The 16,734-nt window shown below is 63.0% G+C and carries 13 protein-coding genes and 1 tRNA gene; 4 read left to right on the top strand and 10 right to left on the bottom strand.

Annotation, left to right across the window (positions count from 1 at the left end):
- Nucleotides 1–75: 75 nt before the first annotated feature.
- The 3 genes from LQD00_RS22645 to LQD00_RS22635 all read left to right on the top strand — a co-directional run bounded on the left by LQD00_RS22645 (nucleotide 76) and on the right by LQD00_RS22635 (nucleotide 3,120).
- Nucleotides 76–151 (top strand) — tRNA-Lys (locus LQD00_RS22645).
- Nucleotides 152–386: 235 nt separating this feature from the next.
- A protein-coding gene (locus LQD00_RS22640) for an IS3 family transposase (protein ID WP_232719523.1) occupies nucleotides 387–1,687 on the top strand; the annotation gives its coding sequence in 2 pieces (ribosomal slippage) (nucleotides 387–660 and nucleotides 660–1,687; 1,302 coding nt in all).
- A gap of 983 nt (nucleotides 1,688–2,670) precedes the next feature.
- Complete coding sequence (locus LQD00_RS22635) at nucleotides 2,671–3,120, top strand: hypothetical protein (RefSeq protein WP_232719522.1); 450 nt, start codon at nucleotides 2,671–2,673, stop codon at nucleotides 3,118–3,120.
- Between the two features lie 61 nt (nucleotides 3,121–3,181).
- Here the strand turns inward: LQD00_RS22635 and LQD00_RS22630 are convergent, their stop codons facing one another.
- The 9 genes from LQD00_RS22630 to LQD00_RS22590 form a co-directional block, all read right to left on the bottom strand.
- Nucleotides 3,182–3,649, bottom strand: coding sequence for an acyltransferase (locus LQD00_RS22630; RefSeq protein WP_232719521.1), 468 nt, complete (start codon nucleotides 3,647–3,649; stop codon nucleotides 3,182–3,184).
- A gap of 91 nt (nucleotides 3,650–3,740) precedes the next feature.
- The gene (locus tag LQD00_RS22625; RefSeq protein WP_269785354.1) at nucleotides 3,741–5,270 is read right to left on the bottom strand and encodes a polysaccharide biosynthesis tyrosine autokinase; all 1,530 of its coding nucleotides are present in this window, start codon (nucleotides 5,268–5,270) and stop codon (nucleotides 3,741–3,743) included.
- Between the two features lie 90 nt (nucleotides 5,271–5,360).
- The gene (locus LQD00_RS22620) at nucleotides 5,361–6,260 is read right to left on the bottom strand and encodes a nitroreductase family protein (protein WP_232719519.1); all 900 of its coding nucleotides are present in this window, start codon (nucleotides 6,258–6,260) and stop codon (nucleotides 5,361–5,363) included.
- A gap of 34 nt (nucleotides 6,261–6,294) precedes the next feature.
- Nucleotides 6,295–7,839: a lipopolysaccharide biosynthesis protein gene (locus tag LQD00_RS22615; protein ID WP_232719518.1), complete on the bottom strand. Its 1,545-nt coding sequence runs from the start codon at nucleotides 7,837–7,839 to the stop codon at nucleotides 6,295–6,297.
- Nucleotides 7,836–8,999 (bottom strand): polysaccharide pyruvyl transferase family protein, encoded by a 1,164-nt coding sequence (locus LQD00_RS22610; RefSeq protein ID WP_232719517.1) that lies wholly within the window; start codon nucleotides 8,997–8,999, stop codon nucleotides 7,836–7,838. The genes LQD00_RS22615 and LQD00_RS22610 overlap by 4 nt, the downstream gene beginning before the upstream one ends.
- Nucleotides 8,980–10,275: an O-antigen ligase family protein gene (locus tag LQD00_RS22605; protein WP_232719516.1), complete on the bottom strand. Its 1,296-nt coding sequence runs from the start codon at nucleotides 10,273–10,275 to the stop codon at nucleotides 8,980–8,982. The genes LQD00_RS22610 and LQD00_RS22605 overlap by 20 nt, the downstream gene beginning before the upstream one ends.
- Nucleotides 10,272–11,366, bottom strand: coding sequence for a polysaccharide pyruvyl transferase family protein (locus LQD00_RS22600; RefSeq protein ID WP_269785355.1), 1,095 nt, complete (start codon nucleotides 11,364–11,366; stop codon nucleotides 10,272–10,274). Before LQD00_RS22600 ends, LQD00_RS22605 begins: the two co-directional genes overlap by 4 nt.
- Nucleotides 11,366–13,345 carry a WecB/TagA/CpsF family glycosyltransferase gene (locus LQD00_RS22595; protein WP_232719514.1) on the bottom strand — a complete coding sequence of 660 codons (1,980 nt, stop codon included), beginning with the start codon at nucleotides 13,343–13,345 and terminating at the stop codon, nucleotides 11,366–11,368. Before LQD00_RS22595 ends, LQD00_RS22600 begins: the two co-directional genes overlap by 1 nt.
- Before the next feature lie 58 nt (nucleotides 13,346–13,403).
- Nucleotides 13,404–14,864, bottom strand: a complete 1,461-nt coding sequence (locus LQD00_RS22590; RefSeq protein ID WP_232719524.1) for a sugar transferase — start codon at nucleotides 14,862–14,864, stop codon at nucleotides 13,404–13,406.
- A gap of 843 nt (nucleotides 14,865–15,707) precedes the next feature.
- Between LQD00_RS22590 and LQD00_RS22585 the strand changes: the two genes are divergently transcribed.
- Nucleotides 15,708–16,253 carry a YdcF family protein gene (locus LQD00_RS22585; RefSeq protein ID WP_232719513.1) on the top strand — a complete coding sequence of 182 codons (546 nt, stop codon included), beginning with the start codon at nucleotides 15,708–15,710 and terminating at the stop codon, nucleotides 16,251–16,253.
- A 79-nt stretch (nucleotides 16,254–16,332) separates the two neighbouring features.
- Here the strand turns inward: LQD00_RS22585 and LQD00_RS22580 are convergent.
- Nucleotides 16,333–16,734 (bottom strand): integrase core domain-containing protein (locus LQD00_RS22580; RefSeq protein ID WP_232719512.1); only part of this gene is annotated, 402 nt, incomplete at its 5' end.

The following is a 16,734-nucleotide window of genomic DNA, read 5'->3' as shown; positions in this document are numbered from 1 at the left end:
ACACCCACAGGCCCTCGTTCACCCCGTCCCGGCAAGCTGTAAACTCATCGACGCCCCGGCTCGCCTGGGGCATACGCCCCTATAGCTCAGTTGGTAGAGCTACGGACTTTTAATCCGCAGGTCCCAGGTTCGAGCCCTGGTGGGGGCACCATCGTGACCAGGCGATTCGCTTTCGAGCGAGTCGCTTTCGTCGTTCTGGGCCATTGTCGTAGGCGCAGTGGAAAGTGTTGGGGTGATGCGGGTGCGTAACGACATGCGAATCCCTCCCACGCGGGTCGACCATGGGAGCCCAGACCGGACCATCCCACGAGTTCAGAGTCCTCCAACCCGGCCTGAACCACCCCTGGTTTGATGCCGCTTCCTTCTGAGTCAGGAAGGATGAGCATATGCCTAAGAAAATTGATCCGGAGGTCCGTTCGAGGGCCTTGCGGTTGCTGGAGGCGCACGGCGGGGAGTACACGTCGTTGACTGCCGCGGCAGAGGCGATCGCCAAGCAGGTCGGTGTCGGCGGGGAGACGGTACGTCGGTGGGCCGTACAAGCCCAGGTCGATGCCGGCGCCCGCGCGGGGACCACCTCGAAGGAGTCCGCCGAGATCAAGCGACTCAAGGCGGAGAACAAGCAGTTGCGAGAAGACGTTGCCATTTTGAAAGCGGCGACAACTTTCTTCGCGGGGGAACTCGACCCCCGCAACCGATGATCGTGGCGTTCATAGACCAGATGCGCGCCAACGGTTTTGCGGTCGAGTCGATCTGCCGGGTCTTGCGGGAGCAGGGCTGCACGATTGCCGCACGAACCTACCGGGCATGGCGAACCCGGGCACCTGCCGCACGGACCGTCTCTGATGCCCACGTCGTCGATGCGGTGCGCAATGTCGTCTGGCGCACCGATGACGACGGCCGGCGGAAGATGACTCCGGAGGGCCTCTACGGGCGGGTGAAGATGCGCGCCCATCTGCACCGGACAACCCTGCCTGGGGTGTCCTATGGCGCCGTTGATCGAGCGATGAAAGTGTTAGGCCACAACGGGATTCGAAGGTCCAAGGGAGTCCGCACGACCGTCAGATCCGCTGATGGTGTACGCGCGGAGGACCTGCTGAACCGACAGTTCAGTGCCGCCGAACCCAACCGGGTCTGGGTGACCGATTTCACCTACTGCCGGACATGGGCTGGGTGGGTGTACGTGGTGTTCATCATCGACGTGTTCTCGCGCCGAACCGTGGCGTGGCACGCATCGACATCGAAGACAGTGGAGCTGGTGACGGTCCCGCTTCGGATGGCACTGTGGCAGCGGAATCGGGAAGGGCATCCAGTGAAAGCTGCTGAGCTGATTCATCATTCAGACGCGGGAAGTCAGTACACATCGGTTACACTGACTGAGCGTCTGCGCCTGGAAGACATCGCCGCGTCGATCGGAACGGTCGGGGACGCCTACGATAACGCGCTGGCTGAGTCGGTGAACGGCTTGTACAAGACAGAGTGCATCCGGACCACGATCTTCCACTCCGGTCCGTACAAGACCGTCTCCGACGTCGAGTTCGCGACCGCCGGTTGGGTCGACTGGTACAACAACAGCAGGTTGCACTCGAGCATCGGCCAGATTCCCCCGACCGAGTTCGAAACGCTCCACTACTCTGGCCTCGGCCCCGAGGACCAGCCCAAATTGGAGGCGGCACAGAACCTAGGGTGATTCAGCCCGCCGCAGCCGGCCCATAACCCCCGACCGCGGGACCGCCCTGTCTCAACCGATTCGGAACTCGTATCGCGGCCTGCCTCCGACCTGTTCGCAGTAGGACCGCGACTCACACTCGACGAAGATGTCCCCGGAGAAGGTCGAAGTGACACGGATCCTTGCCCGCTCCCCTCCGCCCAGATCGAAGTTCAGAGTGGCAGCGGCCGCACCCGGTCCACAGCTCGCGTCATGCCTCGCGGTGAAGGTCACCCGCCAATTGGACAGCAGACTTCCAGGGAGGTCGAGTCCAGGGGTTTCGATGCAGGACGGGTCGGGTCGGGCGTCGATCATGGTGACCGTCGCTCCCCGGAACCCGGTGGAGACCGCAACGAGGACCCCAGGCTCATTCGTGCGCGGTCCGAGCGACCCAAAATCGAGGCCGTCGAGGCTTCCGGCTGCAGCGTCGGCCATTGCCGTGGCGGGAGCTGCACAGGCGAGTCCTGCGAGAGCGATCGTCGTGGAGGCCAGTACGGCTGCGACACGGTGGACAGACGTCATGCTGCGCTCCTCTATGACTCGCGACCCAGACAGATCGCGATCAAGACACCAGTGCAGCACGGAAGTCCGGAAGATCGTGCGGCTTCGACCGCACCGGGCACGTTTCACTCGAGATCCGCTCGCACGCAACCCGCCCGACCCGTCACGGCAGCCACCGGGCCCCGGATGTTCATCCGGTTGGACGACACCCGTTGCCGCACAATCGAGTACACAACCCGCTATCCTCCCGCTCGAAGGTGACACACCGGCGGCGAAGGTTCCGAAGTCCCCTTCAACGAGTCCTGCTGATCTGGGGATCCCGTACGACACCAAAGAACAGTTGCGCGATCCATCCTCATCTTCGACGGCTAGGACGAGGATAGCGACCAGCACCCGGCTGATCTGGAGTTCCCTAATGACCACGGGCACAAAGCATCTCCACCAACCGACGGCGCCGTTCTCCGATGACCTGGCCCAGCAATGGTTCGAGTCGTATGCGCGGCCGTCGCCTCTTCCGCTTCATCAACAAGAACGGCGAGTTCTTCTGGACGGACGTGATCGAGTTCCGCCGGCCGGGCGTGCACAACGACGGCGGATTGAACGACATCGGCCGGATCGAGCGCCCGTTCTCCCGTGAGATCAAGCCCCCACGAAACACCGAGAAGCGCGAGCGCAGCAAGGCCGTCTTCTGGTCGGATCGCAGTGACGGGTCCGACTACTTCCGGTGGACGGGCACCGAGAACCGGCACAGAGACGACGACGCCCTGAGCGAGGAGCGCCGTGCCCCGGCCATCGTGCCGTCACGTCTCGAATCGATCGAGGACTACGTTGCTCGAGCGGTCGCCAGGACCATTGCGCTGCAGCGGATTGCGCAGTCACGATCGGCCTCGTCGCGACGGGGGTCACGCCTGTAGGCGGACCATCGTCATCGTCGTGCCGGCCGCCGAAATACCAGAAGGAGCGCGATGACGCCCGTCACACGTCCCCAACGGCCGCAGCGGGGTCCCCGGCGTAGCGCGTGTCGGGACTGCAATTCTCGCCGACGACGGCGTGTGGGTCGATCACCGCGCCTTCCCCGACTGTGACGCCGGCCAGGATCACGGCACCGTCCCCGATCTGGGCGCCCTGGCCAATCAGCACCGGTTTCGCGTCCCGTGTCGCACCGGACGCGTCTTGCCTCGTCAGAACCCGTACTCCGGCGCCGATCCGAACGCCGGCGGCGAGGTAGACAGGCGCATCGCCGTCGAACCACGCCTTCTCGCCGATCGAGATGTCGCTGCCGCCGAAGTAAACATTTGCACCGATGGTGCTTTCGGCGACATCCCAGCCGAGCGCTTTCAGGGTCCGCCATCGGAGGGCTCTGGGCACAACCGGAGAAGCCACGACCTTGTTGACGATGACGTCGCGCTTTCCTGTCGCCCCCAAGCGCTTGTTGGTCCCCACGCGACCATCATCGGCCACGCCTGCAGCGAGACACGAACCAGAATTGTCGCCTGTTTAGACGTATTTCGCCCTGCGGGCTACTCGTCCCATGTCACCGGCCCGTCGACTTCGCCATCTCCGCGTCCGACCGCGAAGTCGGAGTCGCGGCGTCGTTGCTCAAGGCCTGATCCGAACTCGCTCCGGCGGTCTTCGGTAGTTCAGTGCCGTAGTACGCGTAGCTGTACTCGGTATCCCGAATCGGCGCGTCGTTGAGCACGCAGCCGAGGACCTTCAACTGTGCCAGAGCGAGCTGGTTCGTCACCTGGTCGAGCTGCGGCCTGGTTGTCCGTCCCGAACGGGCGACGAGCAGCACGCCGTCCATCCACTGCCCCACTGCCACGGCGTCAGCAACCGGGAGTACCGGAGGCGTGTCGACGATGACGTGGTCGTAACTCTCAGCAAGTTCAGCGAAACCCCGGCCGGCCTGTTCGGAGGCCAGGAGTTCCCCGGCGTTCGGCGGGATCGGCCCGGAGGCGATGACGTCGAGATTGCGGAAGCCGCTTGACTGAACGACATCTAGGATTTCCGCGTCGCCGCGCAGATAGTCGGTCAATCCGATCGCGCCGTTGACGGAGATTCGGCTGCCCAGGCCGGGCTTGCGAAGATCGGCACCGACGAGGATGACGCGGCGTCCGAGCTCAGCCAGGGCGAGGCTGAGGTTGACGGCGGTTGTGGTCTTTCCGTCGCCAGGTGCCGGGCTGGTGACCAGAATCCGGGGGCTGTCGCGCCCCACGGACACGAACTTCAGGTTCGTACGCAGCCGTCGATATGACTCGGCGGTCGGCGAAGCGCCTCCGGCGAAGTCAGCAGTCCGGTCCCATTCCAGCTCGTTCGAGCTGGGCACCGTCGCCAGAACCGGGCCGAGTCCCGCCGAGGTGAGGTCTTCTTCGTTGCGCACACGGGTGTCAAGTCGGTAGAACGCAACCATCAGTGCCGCGGCGAACAGCAGCCCGCCCAGCACACCGAGTGCGATGTTGAACAGCGTGTTGGGTGACACGACGTCGTTGGTCGGAGCCGCCGGGGTGATGACTGTCAGCGTGGTGACCGGTCGGCCACCGTCGATCGGTCGTTCAAGCGACTCAACGTAACCGACCATCGAGTTCGCCACGGCGTTCGCCAGTCGGGCAGCCTCGTCACTGCTCGAGTTGACGGCCGCGATGGTGAGCAAGACCGTGCCGGGCTTGCTGGTCACCGAGATCTGCGAACGCGCCTCGGAGACCGTCAGCGGAAGACCACCGTCCTCGATGGCGCGGGTCAGGATCACGTCGGATTGAGCGAGTTCGGCGTAGGAAACCATGCGCTGCTGCGAGGCGAGCGACCCTTGATATGCGCTCTGGGCATTGGTGTCCGTGGCCGACGTCGCGTACAGAACCGCTTCGGACTCATACTTCGGCGTCGTCATCAGGCTCGCAGCAAGACCGACGAGCGCACCCACGCCGATGCAGATGACGATCACCCACCACCGGCGTTGCACCACCGCACGAACTCGGCGCAGACTCTGTTGTGCCTTGTCAGCTGCGGTTCCAGGCGATCCACCTATTGGCGCCGGAGGTGGAACAGATCCGGTGAATACGGCTGTCATATTGATCTCCTTGAGAAGTATTCGGTGGCCATCTGCTCAGGCCTGTCGATCATCGGGAGAGAACCGTCTCGGCTCACACCCGCCCCAAACTCATCGGACGCTGAATACCTCCGAAACATCCCGTCGAATACTGGCGGGCACAACACCATCGGGCTCGGGGACGCCGAAGGCAATTCCGACCGCGATGCGCTCTCCGGGTTGCAGCGAAAGGCCGTCGGCCAACACCTTCTCCTCGGCGAAGGTGTTGCCGAACTGGAGCAGGCAGGAGCCAATTCCCTTCCACTGCAGCGCATAGACCAGCGTCATCGCGAACAGTCCGGCGTTCAGATATCCCTGGTTACGCTCGCCATAGAAGTCGAGGCTGCGCGCGTCAAAGGTGACCACTGCGAGACGGCAGGTGTCGAAGTCGATGCCGCCAGTCCCGTGCAGGGTTCGGTACAACAACTCCTTGGCTTGCGGATCGTCGAAGACCCGCAGTCCCACCATCTGCCGGTTACAGGCCGACGGGGAGCGCATGGCCAGCTCGATACACAACTGCAGGTCGTCGTCGGAGACCGGCAGATCGGTGAACCGTCGAGTCGAATGCCGTCCGCGCACAAAGTCTTCGAAGGGCAGTTCCTTCCAGGAACTGGAGTCGAGATGGTTTGCCGATGCGACACCGGCCACGAAGCCGCAGTCCCATGGGGTGTCAATGTCGATCAGCGCATCGAGTCTGCCTCGGATGGACGCGGCATGGACGTCGTCGCCCTCGCGGGACTTGATGAAGTCGGACCAGGACCGCAGGACCTCGACTCCGATGGCGAAGGCAGAAGATTCCCTTGTCGCGGAGGACGACTTCTCCAGCCGCCCCATGAGATCCTCGGCTTTGCTCCGTCCGAACACCCGCGCGTTCCGGTACGACAGTCCCTTCTCCAGCGAGTGGGACAGGATCATGATCTTGTACTGCTCGTGCTCGGGGTCGGGGCCACCGTCGAGCAGGTGGCGACTCATGAACGTCGCGTCTGCGAAGTACTCCTTGTAAACCTTAGCCCTCTTCACGGTTCGACGAAGAGACTGCGACTGCTTCAGGCGCGCTTTCAGGTTCATTGGTCACCTTCTTTCGGATAAGTCTGAGAATGAATGGTTCGGTAGCCACGACGGCGACCGAAATGAAGAGGAACACGACGATTTTCAGTACCAGCGTCCACACACTGCCGAGTGGCTCGGTTACCAGAGGCACGACGAACATCGCGAAGCCGACACTGCAGAGTCCGACGAACTGCAGTCGCAGGACACGCGACCACGGAATGCCGGCACCGTCGGCGCGAAGCGCGAGGCGACAGGCTATACCACTCATCAGCACTCGTTGGATCAGTTGTGCCACAGCCACACCCATCAAACCCCACATGTACGCCATCGGAATCGCGGCCGCGAGCGAGATCACGCTGGAACTGGTGGACACCACCATGGCGGGACGGGTGCCGCGCTCAAGGAACAACAACTCGGTCAGCGACGGGTAGTAGATGGATTTCACCATCATCGACAGCGCCAGTACCGGGATGATCACAGCCGCATCGTGAAAGGCTACCGGTGTCAGGATGGCAAGCGCCTCAGAGCTGAACAGCGCAGCGGCTGCGGCGATCACGACGTTCACGGCGACGAATCCGGCGATGAGATCGTGGATCCGATTCCGCCAGCCCGGTGCGCCGCCCTTGGCCTCGCTGAAATAGAACGGCATGAACGCACGATGCATGGCGGTCTGGACGGCATCGATGACGTTGACCACGTACATGGCGATGTTGAACAGACCCACCGCGGCCGCGTCGATGACCCGGAGGATGACGAGTCGGGTGGCGAACGCCGTGGCTTGCAGAGACACGGAATGCGGAACCATCGGCAGCGAATAGGCCAGGATCTCCCGCACATCCGCCATCCGGAATCTGCTCCAGAGGGCACCGGTACGCATGGCGTCGAGGATGCACAGCAGAGCTGTGATTCCGTTCGCGCATAACAGCGCCAACGACGTGCCGCCGACTCCCATCTCCGCAGGCCCGACGAACGCGACCGTGAAGGCGGCGTTCATCAGGAAGTATCCAACGGAACAGACCACGAATCGCTTCGGGGCCTCGGAGGTCTGCAAGAAGGACAGGTAGACCAGGGTGACCGGTTGGAAGATGACCGCGACGACTGCCAAAGCGACTGCGGGATAGAAGTCCAAGCCCGGGAACACCGCGTCACCGTAGAGCGGCGCTGCCACCAGGAGGATCACCGCGATGATCAGCCCGGTGGGCGTGAGCACGGTGATCACCGCGGACAGCGCTGCCTTGCGACGCTGTTGTGCCTCGGCGGCCCCCCGCTCGGACTCGCTCAGATGGCAGTACCGCATGACGCCGAAGTCGAGGCCCAGAGTCGCGATCGTCGACATCAACAGTGTCGCCGTGACGAGCATGCTGAAGTAGCCGTACTCATCCGGGGTGAGCAGTCGCGTGTAGACCGGCAACAGGATGGCGGCCGACAGTTTCTGCAGCAACGACGCCGCGATGTAGATCGTCGAGCTTTTCGCCACCGCTGGGCGGGTACGTGTGGTCATAGACGACTCCGAAGAGTCTCGACCATCTCGCGCGTGGTTGACCTCGCGTGCTCTCGTTCTTTCTCGAGATTGGCCGCGATCGCTTCCGCACCGAGCGGATCGGGCGCGAATGCCAGTTGTTCGACCCTGTTCAGCATCGCGTCGATGCTGTCCGGCGCCGCGCTGGTGAGATCGAAGTAGCGATCCAGACAGTCCAACTTACCGAGAATGTTCTTGATCTTGCTCTCGTACCGGCCGTAGGTCGCTTCGGTGTCGAATGACACGAACCGGGCTCCCGACCGGATGCTCATACAGGTCCCGTGGAAGAAGTCGGTGACCACACAGTCGAAATCGGCGAAGGCGGTCGCGAACTCCTGCGGCGTGAGTCGGATGAACCGGCTGTTGTCCTGGCGGATGAAACACGAATAGAGGTCCGCGCGGCCGTTGAATCGCTCCGAGATATTGGTTCCGATGTCCCGGTTCTTGACCATCATCAGGATGCGCGGCCGATGCGCCACTGCTCTGCCGGCCCGCGCACGGCCGGACGGCGTACCGAGCGACTCGCACTGCAGGGTCGGGTCGATGATCTCTGTCACCGGCCGGGCGATCAGTTCATCGACCAGACTGCGCGTGATGCCATCGCGCACGGTGATGTAGGAGTACCCCTCGAGTGAGTTCTTCAGCCGATCGCGATCGGACGGCTGCAGTGCGTTGATATCCAGTCGGTTCGCCGACGTGGCGAAGCTCGCTTTGGGTCCGGGAAGGTCACTCGGCAGGTAGTAGATGCTGTCGATGCCGATGTGGGCGAGATTCCACACCTCGTCGGAGCCGGTGATGTAGCCGGCGTAGCGATCCTCGAGGAACGCCGTCGCTGCCCTGCGGTCCTCGATGTTGATCCACCGGGAGTCGATCTGCGGGAGAACGGGTTTGATGAATCGCCGCATGGACACGAAGTTCATTGCGCGCGACGGACCGAAACTCGGGTTCTTCGGGTTCGCGATGGACATCAGACGGCGCCGGCGCACTGCTCCGACATCCGTTGGCACCAGCTCGAATTCGAGATCAGGCGCGCTCTCCGAGAGCACCTTGTGGGTGGCGTAGGCCTGGAGAACCGTCCCGTAGTTCTCCGACTGGGTCAAGGTGACGATCCCGATCCTGGTCTTACCGTTCGGCGACTTCACTGGCGACTCCGCTTCCTTCCTCTTGGCGAGCCGAAACTCGGTACTCGTGAATCCACCGCTCGATCAGCGCGAGCACCAGGAACAACGCCACCCAGTACGAGGTGTGGGTGATCAACCGGGACGTGATCAGGACGAACATTGTGTATGTGATGAGCAGACTCGCCACTCGCGAACTCCGAGCGAGATACACAAGCGCGCAGACGTACACGGCAACACCGATGAACCCGACTTCCATGTGCAGACGGAGTGTGTCGTTGTGCAACTGCGAGTTCCAGTAGGTGCCGAAATGGTTGTCGACCAGCGCGCTGAGCAACGGGTTCAGCGACCCGAAACCAGTCGTCTGAGAGAGGAGTCCGGTGGCGATCTGGTAGATCTCCAATCGGCCCGTGGTGACCGTGTTGATGTCGACACCGAAACGTTCGGCGGCCAGTTCGACAAAGCCTTGCGAGTACACGTACATCACCAAGTACGGGCTGGCGATGCCGATAGCCGCCAATCCCAAGAGGTAGCGACGCGATGCCGGCTTCATCGACCTCAGCCATCGGGAGGCGATGATCATCGCCGGCGCCAGCACGAACGATGCTCGCTTCAGCGAGAGCATCGTCAGCGCACCGGCAGCCAGTGCCAGCAACTTCCGGTTCCGGAACACGAAGTACGCCTCGACAATCAGCAGGTCGTGGGCGAAGGACGACTCGAAGGGGGAACTCGACGCCGACCAACTGATCTCGGTCACGCTGGCGAGACTGAAATCGGTGGAGAAGGCGAGCACGAAGTATGTGGAGTAGCGCGCCAGCAGAATGATCGCGTAGAGGTCGAGTTGTCGAGCGGTGGCGGTGTTCACGACACACAGGGCGATCAGTGCTGGCGCAACGATGTAGAAGGCCTGACCGACCCCCGTCCATGTCAGTGTCTCGAGGGCCGGGTACTCCCGGATCCACGAGATGACCACCAGAACCGCCGCGGCGCCGATGAGGACCGAGAACGATCGCAGAAAGTGGATGTCGCCGAGGCTGTGCCAACGAGTCACCAGGAGCCATGCGATCCTGGCGCCGGCCGCGACGAGCAGCAGCGCGAAGGCCCCGTAGTACAGGCCTTTCGGCGCGTATCCAGTCATGTAGATGACATGCAGGAACGCATAGATGGTGAAGAGAGCCAGGAACGTCCATTGGAGCAGTCGTCCCGCGTTCGGTGTGGCCTGGACCGGTACCTGCGGAGCGACACTCGCTTCGGGCACCGGAACTGTGTCCGCACGGTCCTCGGACAATGACTTCGTCATGACGCAAGACCTTGGACGTACTCCCACGACGAACCGGCGAGTGCGCTGAGTCGGTCGCGAACCTCACCGGCGTCGTAGTCCGCCGACGCCGGAAGGTCGTCACCGTTGGCGATCGCCAGGCGTTCGAGGCCGACCGACCGCAGCAGATCGGTGAGCCGTGCTGGCCCAGTGTCCGGCAGCACCGGATACACCGGCCGACCGAACATGAGACTGAAGGACAGTCCGTGGAACGAGTCCGTGATCACCGCCTCGGCGTCGCGAAAGAGGGCGACGAAGTTCTCCGGCGTCACCAGATAGTGGGGTCGGCCGCGCGCCCCGACCAGTCGCTTGATGTCGACGTTCACCCGGCGGAGTGGCAATCCCATCCGTTGGGCCAATTCCTCTGCGCGACGGTTGAAGTCAGGGGTGTTGTGCAGTTGATAGGCCAGGACGTAAGGCTTGTCAGGTCGTTCCACCTCGGCGGCGAACGATGCCCAGAAGTCGCGTCCGTGGAGGAGGACGGGATCGACATCGCGGCGGACACTCACTCCGTACTCGTTCAGGGTCGGAACCGCGGACGGCTCGCGGACCGAGACGGCCTGGAAGTCACCGAGCAACCGGCGAGTATCGGCGGAGTCGGTGGTCACCCCGGAACCGAAACTGGCGGCGTAGCTGTACTTCTTGTGCACGTCGAGCACTGGCCGCAGAAAGTAGGCCTCGTCGATGGCACCGTGGATGCAGTTCCACACCTGGTCGCTGCCTACGACGATGCGATCGAAGTCGTCGGCGATGGCCTCGACGTCGGCACCGTCGGTGATCTTCCGGGTCAGACGCAGGTTCTTCTTCTGGAAGCCGCGGAATCGGCTGGCCATGACCGCGTAGTTCGGCCCCTGGATCGCCAGGTAGGCGGTGCTTCGTACCACCGAGTCCCGCATCCGGGACTCACGCAGGCTGGCGGTCGCGAGCCCGAAGCGGCTGTCCGACGGTGGCACGTAGTCGACGACGTGGACATCGGCACCGGACTGGGAGAGCGCTTCCTGTAATGCAATCGCCTGCAACAACGAGCCGTAGTTCGGGTAACAGTGGCGAGTCAGTATTCCGACTCTGCTCATCATGCGGCCCCGCTCGCACGCTGAGAGTTACCGAGATCGACTCGAGCCGCACGAGCACGCCACGGAACCGGAGACTTCGGCTGTGCCTCGTACACCGAACGGAGAACATCGGCGACGACGACGGTGGACACGTGGGACCTCGCCCAGTCTCGGCACGCTTCGCGTACGACGTCACGTTCCTCACCCTCACGGGCGCAGTTGATCATGGCCTCGGCCAGAACCTTTGTGGACTGATCTAGATCGTCGTCGGCGAGACTGACGAGGGTCACCTCGTCGAGCCCCTGGAATGTCTCCCACTCCCCCACCTCGGAATACACCGCCGGCGTGCCACACGCCAGGGACTCCAGGATCACCATGGGAAGCACTTCGGCTCGACTCGGCAGCACGGTCGCAGTGGCCGCGGCCAGATGTGCTGTGACGGCGTCACGGTCGAGGCGACCGACGTAGCGCACGTTGTCTTGTGCGCTGGCCTTGAGCTTCGCCTCGACCTCGTGGTTTCCGTCTTCGATCGGTCCGGCGATGAGCAGGTTCGCGTCGGGCAACGCCTCGTGGACGAAGGGCCACGCATCCAACAGGCGGTCGATTCCCTTGCGATCACCCACTTCTCCTGCGAAGACGAATGTGGGTGGGGCGTCGTCGGAGGGATGCGAGCCGGCGGAGGATATGAGAGTTGCCGAGATCGGGTTGAGGACGACGGTGGTGTCGATGTTCGGGTCGATGCGCTCGACGAGGCGCTGATGCCGTCGGCCGAGGCAGATCGCGGTGGTGGACGATTTCAGGATCAGTTTCGTGAGCCGGGGATACTTCTCGACGTGGCGCTCGAAGTCCGCCCCGTGCAGGCTCACCACGCAGGGCTTGTGCAGGGCACGCGCCAGCAGAACGACCATCCCCTCACGAACGAAACTCCCGAACTCGCTGAGATGAACGTGCGCGATGGTCCAATCACTGCGGCTCAGCGTCAGCCGCAACGCGACACGCACGGCCGAACCCAGTGACGCGATCCCACGTTTGGATCCCCAGGTGGGCATGGCGATCTGCTCGAAGGGCCCGGAGTCCATTTCGATGTACTCGCGGATCACCGTCGCCATTCCGCCGGCGCCCGAAGGCTCCGGACCCACCTGCACGACCACGGGTGCTTCCGCCGGGGAGGAACCGGTGCTTGCGCGCGTCGGCTCCTTGGCGGTCAATTTCCGCTGCACAGCTGTCTTCTCGGAGGCCCACGCCGTCTGAGCGGCGATCGGCAAGAACTTGGGGCCGTCGAGCAGGTAGCGCCGCCACAGACGTTTGGGTTCGCTGGCCAGGCGCCACACCCATTCGAGAGCCAGGCGTTGCATGATCTCCGGTGCGCGACGGACCTTGAGCGCGGCGAAGTCAGCGGCCGCACCCGAACCCACATACACCGCGGGCGGAAGACTCTCCTTCCAGTGGGCGTACCAGCATTCCTGTTTGGGCGACCCCAGTCCGAGAAAGACCACGTCGGGCTCCAGTTCGACGAGGCGTTCGACGACCTCGTTGCATGCCGGGTCCTCGACGCCATCGACGAACGGGAACGGCACCGCCACGACGTCGGCTCCGGTCATCTCCTGCAGGTTCGTCGCCGCCTGGACGGCGACACTGGTCTCGCCACCGGTGATCACCACCCGCCAGCCGATGACAGCGGCCTTTCGGCATACGTCGAACAGTAGGTCGGCGCCGGTGTTCCGGGCCACAGGCCTGGTTCCGAGGAACGATGCGAGCTTGGCCACGGGCACACCGTCGAGAAGTGCAAGGTCGGCCTGTGCGTAGCCTTTCCGCGATTCTTCCGACGTCTCCAACCGAATGAGGTGATCGACGTTGGGTGTCACGACCAGGCGAGTTGCATGAGCCCGCACCAGCGTCTCCACGTGCTCGAGCACGTCGTCACTTCCTCCGGTGACGACCGGTATTCCCCCGATGTACAGATTCTCCCCGACCCAGGTCAGCAGGTTCGACTCGTTCATTTCATCCTCAGGATCTCGGGATCAGACACTGGCGAAAATGTCTGGTAGTCAGGGGATTTCAGTACGCACCTTCGTTGGCGAACACCGCTCTGACGGTGCGCCAGAGAATGATGCAGTCCTGCATGATCGACCAGTTCTCGACGTAGGAGAGGTCCAGTCGGACCGACTCCTCCCACGAGAGGTCGGAGCGGCCGGAGACCTGCCACAGGCCGGTGATTCCGGGCTTGACGAGCATTCGGCGCGCCACCCGACCGTCGTATCGGGCGACTTCCTCCGGGAGTGGCGGTCGCGGACCGACGAGACTCATGGACCCGTTCAGGACGTTGAACAACTGCGGCAGCTCGTCGAGGCTGTAGCGGCGGATGAACCTTCCGACCCGGGTGACCCGCGGGTCACTACGCATCTTGAACAGAACACCCGCGCCCTCGTTCTGGTCGACCAGGTCGTCTTTCAGAGACGCTGCGTCCTGGACCATCGAGCGGAATTTCCACATCATGAAAGGCCTGTTCGCAACGCCGACCCGTGTCGCTTTGTAGAACACCGGCCCGTCCGAGTCGAGCTTCACCGCAATTGCCACGACGAGCAGGACCGGCGCGACCGCGATCAACGCGGTGGTCGCAACGACTTTGTCCAGAAGTAGCTTTCGGAAACGGTTGGCGCCTTCGTACCGCGGTTTGTCGATATGTAGAAGCGGAAGGCCGGCGACGGGGCGAACGAGCATACGTGGACCGGCAACGTCGGTCACGCCAGGTGCTACGAGCATCTCGACGTATGCGTCTTGGAGTTCCCAGGACAGATCCTGCATCGCCTGATGGCCGATTGCCTCGGCAGAGGTGACCGCGATCGTCGTTGCACCAGAGGCATAGACCGAGCGGGTCACGTCGCCGAAGTCTCCGAAGACCGGAATCTCCTTGGAGCCGATCGTCACGTGCGACTTGCGCGGCGCCTCGCACGGGGGCAGACAAACACCCACCACCTCGAACCCCAGGGTGGGGTCCTCGGCAAGGCGTTCGATCAGCGGCTTTGCCGATCGTTCGGTTCCTAGTACAAGGAGACGGTCCAGGTGAGTCCCGCGTAGACGCTGGGCACCCAGACGTTGACGCCACCACCACCGGGACACCAGGAGAGCGAAGGTACCGAGAGGGAATGCGATTCCCAGGAACCCCCGGGCCATGTCGAGTTTCAACAGGAGATCGACTATCGCGAGGGTGCCGAACACGCCGAGGCAGGTCGTAGCGATCCGGCTGTACTCCTCGGAGCTCGACCCCACGATCCGTCGATCCAGTGTGCCGCCGACTCGCAGTGCCGTGAGCCACGCCGCGACGAGACATGCGCAGATGACTATCGAGGAAACCCCGAACTGCCCCGACCCCGGTGTCAGGCTCCCGGGGCCGAATCGCAGGACCTGCGCAAATGCGACCGCACCGATGACCAGCACAGCATCCGACCAGGCCAGACGCCGTACATATCGCAGGGTCCACGACCTCGCACTATCTTCGCGCCCCGCGAGCGGATACAGCTGCCGACGCCGCGAGCCAGTTCGTGCAGCAGACCTTTCCTCTATCTGACGACCGGTACTCACCCGGGCCGCCCCTTGCCAATCCCCCGCCCCCCGACCATCTGAATGGTCATTGCAGGACGTCCTTCCAGACCTCACGTCACATCCGCAGATGCGGATTGGATTCTTGCGGAACCTTTTTGGATCTGGCGTCTCAAACCCGTGATATCCGCTATCAGGATTGGTTTCGAGACCCCAGAACTCTCGACCATCCGTCGTTGGATGATCCGACAGTAATGCAGGGCAGGAGCCTTAGCAACAGAAACGATCGCTAATGAGAATTCTGCGGATCGCTAATACGGGATGAACCGACAATTTACATCCTCAGCCGCCAGGACAGGCGCCTGATCGTGACTTGTTGGCCCACAACATATCTCATCCTTATGACCTGAAGCATCACCACGCCTGCCGCCGCGGAGCATACAACCACGCAAAACAATCGACATCTAACGGTCATCATTAAGCGGGCTTTCAGTCCCCAAAAGGCCAGCAAGGAACCTCCGATACTTGTCGCAATTTTGAGTAGCAGTTCGCAAGCTGACGAGGCCTGCTCCAACGCGGTAAGGTTCGCTGCATGCTTTTGGACCGACTCACCCAGCACGGTCAGGGCAAAGCCGCCAGCTCCCGCCAACGTGGATCACTTCGAATCGAGCCCGGAACTCGTCTCTCACTCGCCCGTCATAGGCCCGACGAAGTCACACGCTGTTGAGCACGACAAACGGACGGGAAGATCCGCAGCTGACAACGTTGAGCAACAGGACTGTACGCCGCGGTGCCTGGCGCCGTCGCCTACTTGTCGTAGGGATGGTGGTCGTACTGACAGTCGGCACATTCTTCGGTGGCGGCTATCAGCTGTTCTACCGGGACCACCAAGATCCGCTGCAGCAGGTGGACGCCATCGTGGTCCTCGGGGGCGACGACGACGGCCGCGAGCAATACGGACTCGAACTCGCGCGAGCCGGCTACGCCGACACGCTAGTGGTCTCCAATCCCTACCCGTTTCACAAAGGCTCCGACCCCGTCCGTCGGGCAAACATGCGGGCCCTGTGCAACGCGAGTACGGCCGAGCTCAAGGTCGTCTGCTTCGAACCCGCGCCGGCGACGACCAAGGGTGAGGCCATGTTTGTTAGCCGCCTAGCCGCCAGTCGCGGCTGGAGATCAGTCATGGTGATCAGCTGGCGCCACCATCTGGTCCGCGCGCGGTACATCTTCGGGCAGTGCTATTCGGGAGAAGTCGCGATGAAGAGCGTGCCTCGGTCGTACCAAAGACCCATCTCCGGATGGGCCCACCTGTTCGCTTATCAGTACGGGGCACTCCTTAAAGCGGCGTTAGTGGGATGCAGGCGCTGACTGGCACGACCTGCGCCACCAGGGGTTTGGTTCCGAGGCGACAGCAACCGTGAGGGGGACCCATTCGATGGTCCAGTCGCTATGCGGCTTGAGGTTGGTGGGTCGTGGTCCACTGTAGGGCGAACTCGGCGGGGGTGAGTCCGTGGTGGGCCGAATGGGGTCGGTTGGCGTTGTAGTCGATCCTCCAGTCTTCGATGATGACCCGGGCTTCGCGCAGGGAGTCAAAGCGCCAGGAGTTGAGCAGCTCGTCGCGCAGGCGGCCGTTGAACGATTCGATCCAGGCGTTCTGCCACGGGGAGCCGGGGTCGATGAATAGTGATCCGGTGCCGTTGAMTCGGCACCAGTCGTTGATGGCGTGAGCGACGAATTCCGGTCCGTTGTCGAACCGCACGTAGCACGGTGGACCATGTATCAGGGCCAGGCGGTCGAGAACGTCAACCACGCCATCGGCGTTGATGACGCGGTCGACGTGGATCGCCAG

Origin of the sequence: Gordonia metallireducens, assembly GCF_021245825.1 — a bacterium.
GTDB classification, from domain to species: domain Bacteria; phylum Actinomycetota; class Actinomycetes; order Mycobacteriales; family Mycobacteriaceae; genus Gordonia; species Gordonia namibiensis.
This window is presented reverse-complemented; position numbering and strand designations above follow the sequence as displayed.

Excerpts from the sequence above, each read along its gene's own strand:
- LQD00_RS22625 (WP_269785354.1), bottom strand. The coding sequence starts at position 5,270 with ATGACAGCCGTATTCACCGGATCTGTTCCACCTCCGGCGCCAATAGGT.
- LQD00_RS22615 (WP_232719518.1), bottom strand. The coding sequence starts at position 7,839 with ATGACCACACGTACCCGCCCAGCGGTGGCGAAAAGCTCGACGATCTAC.
- LQD00_RS22600 (WP_269785355.1), bottom strand. The coding sequence starts at position 11,366 with ATGAGCAGAGTCGGAATACTGACTCGCCACTGTTACCCGAACTACGGC.
- LQD00_RS22605 (WP_232719516.1), bottom strand. The coding sequence starts at position 10,275 with ATGACGAAGTCATTGTCCGAGGACCGTGCGGACACAGTTCCGGTGCCC.
- LQD00_RS22595 (WP_232719514.1), bottom strand. The coding sequence starts at position 13,345 with ATGAACGAGTCGAACCTGCTGACCTGGGTCGGGGAGAATCTGTACATC.
- LQD00_RS22585 (WP_232719513.1), top strand. The coding sequence starts at position 15,708 with ATGGTGGTCGTACTGACAGTCGGCACATTCTTCGGTGGCGGCTATCAG.
- LQD00_RS22635 (WP_232719522.1), top strand. The coding sequence starts at position 2,671 with ATGACCTGGCCCAGCAATGGTTCGAGTCGTATGCGCGGCCGTCGCCTC.
- LQD00_RS22620 (WP_232719519.1), bottom strand. The coding sequence starts at position 6,260 with ATGAGTCGCCACCTGCTCGACGGTGGCCCCGACCCCGAGCACGAGCAG.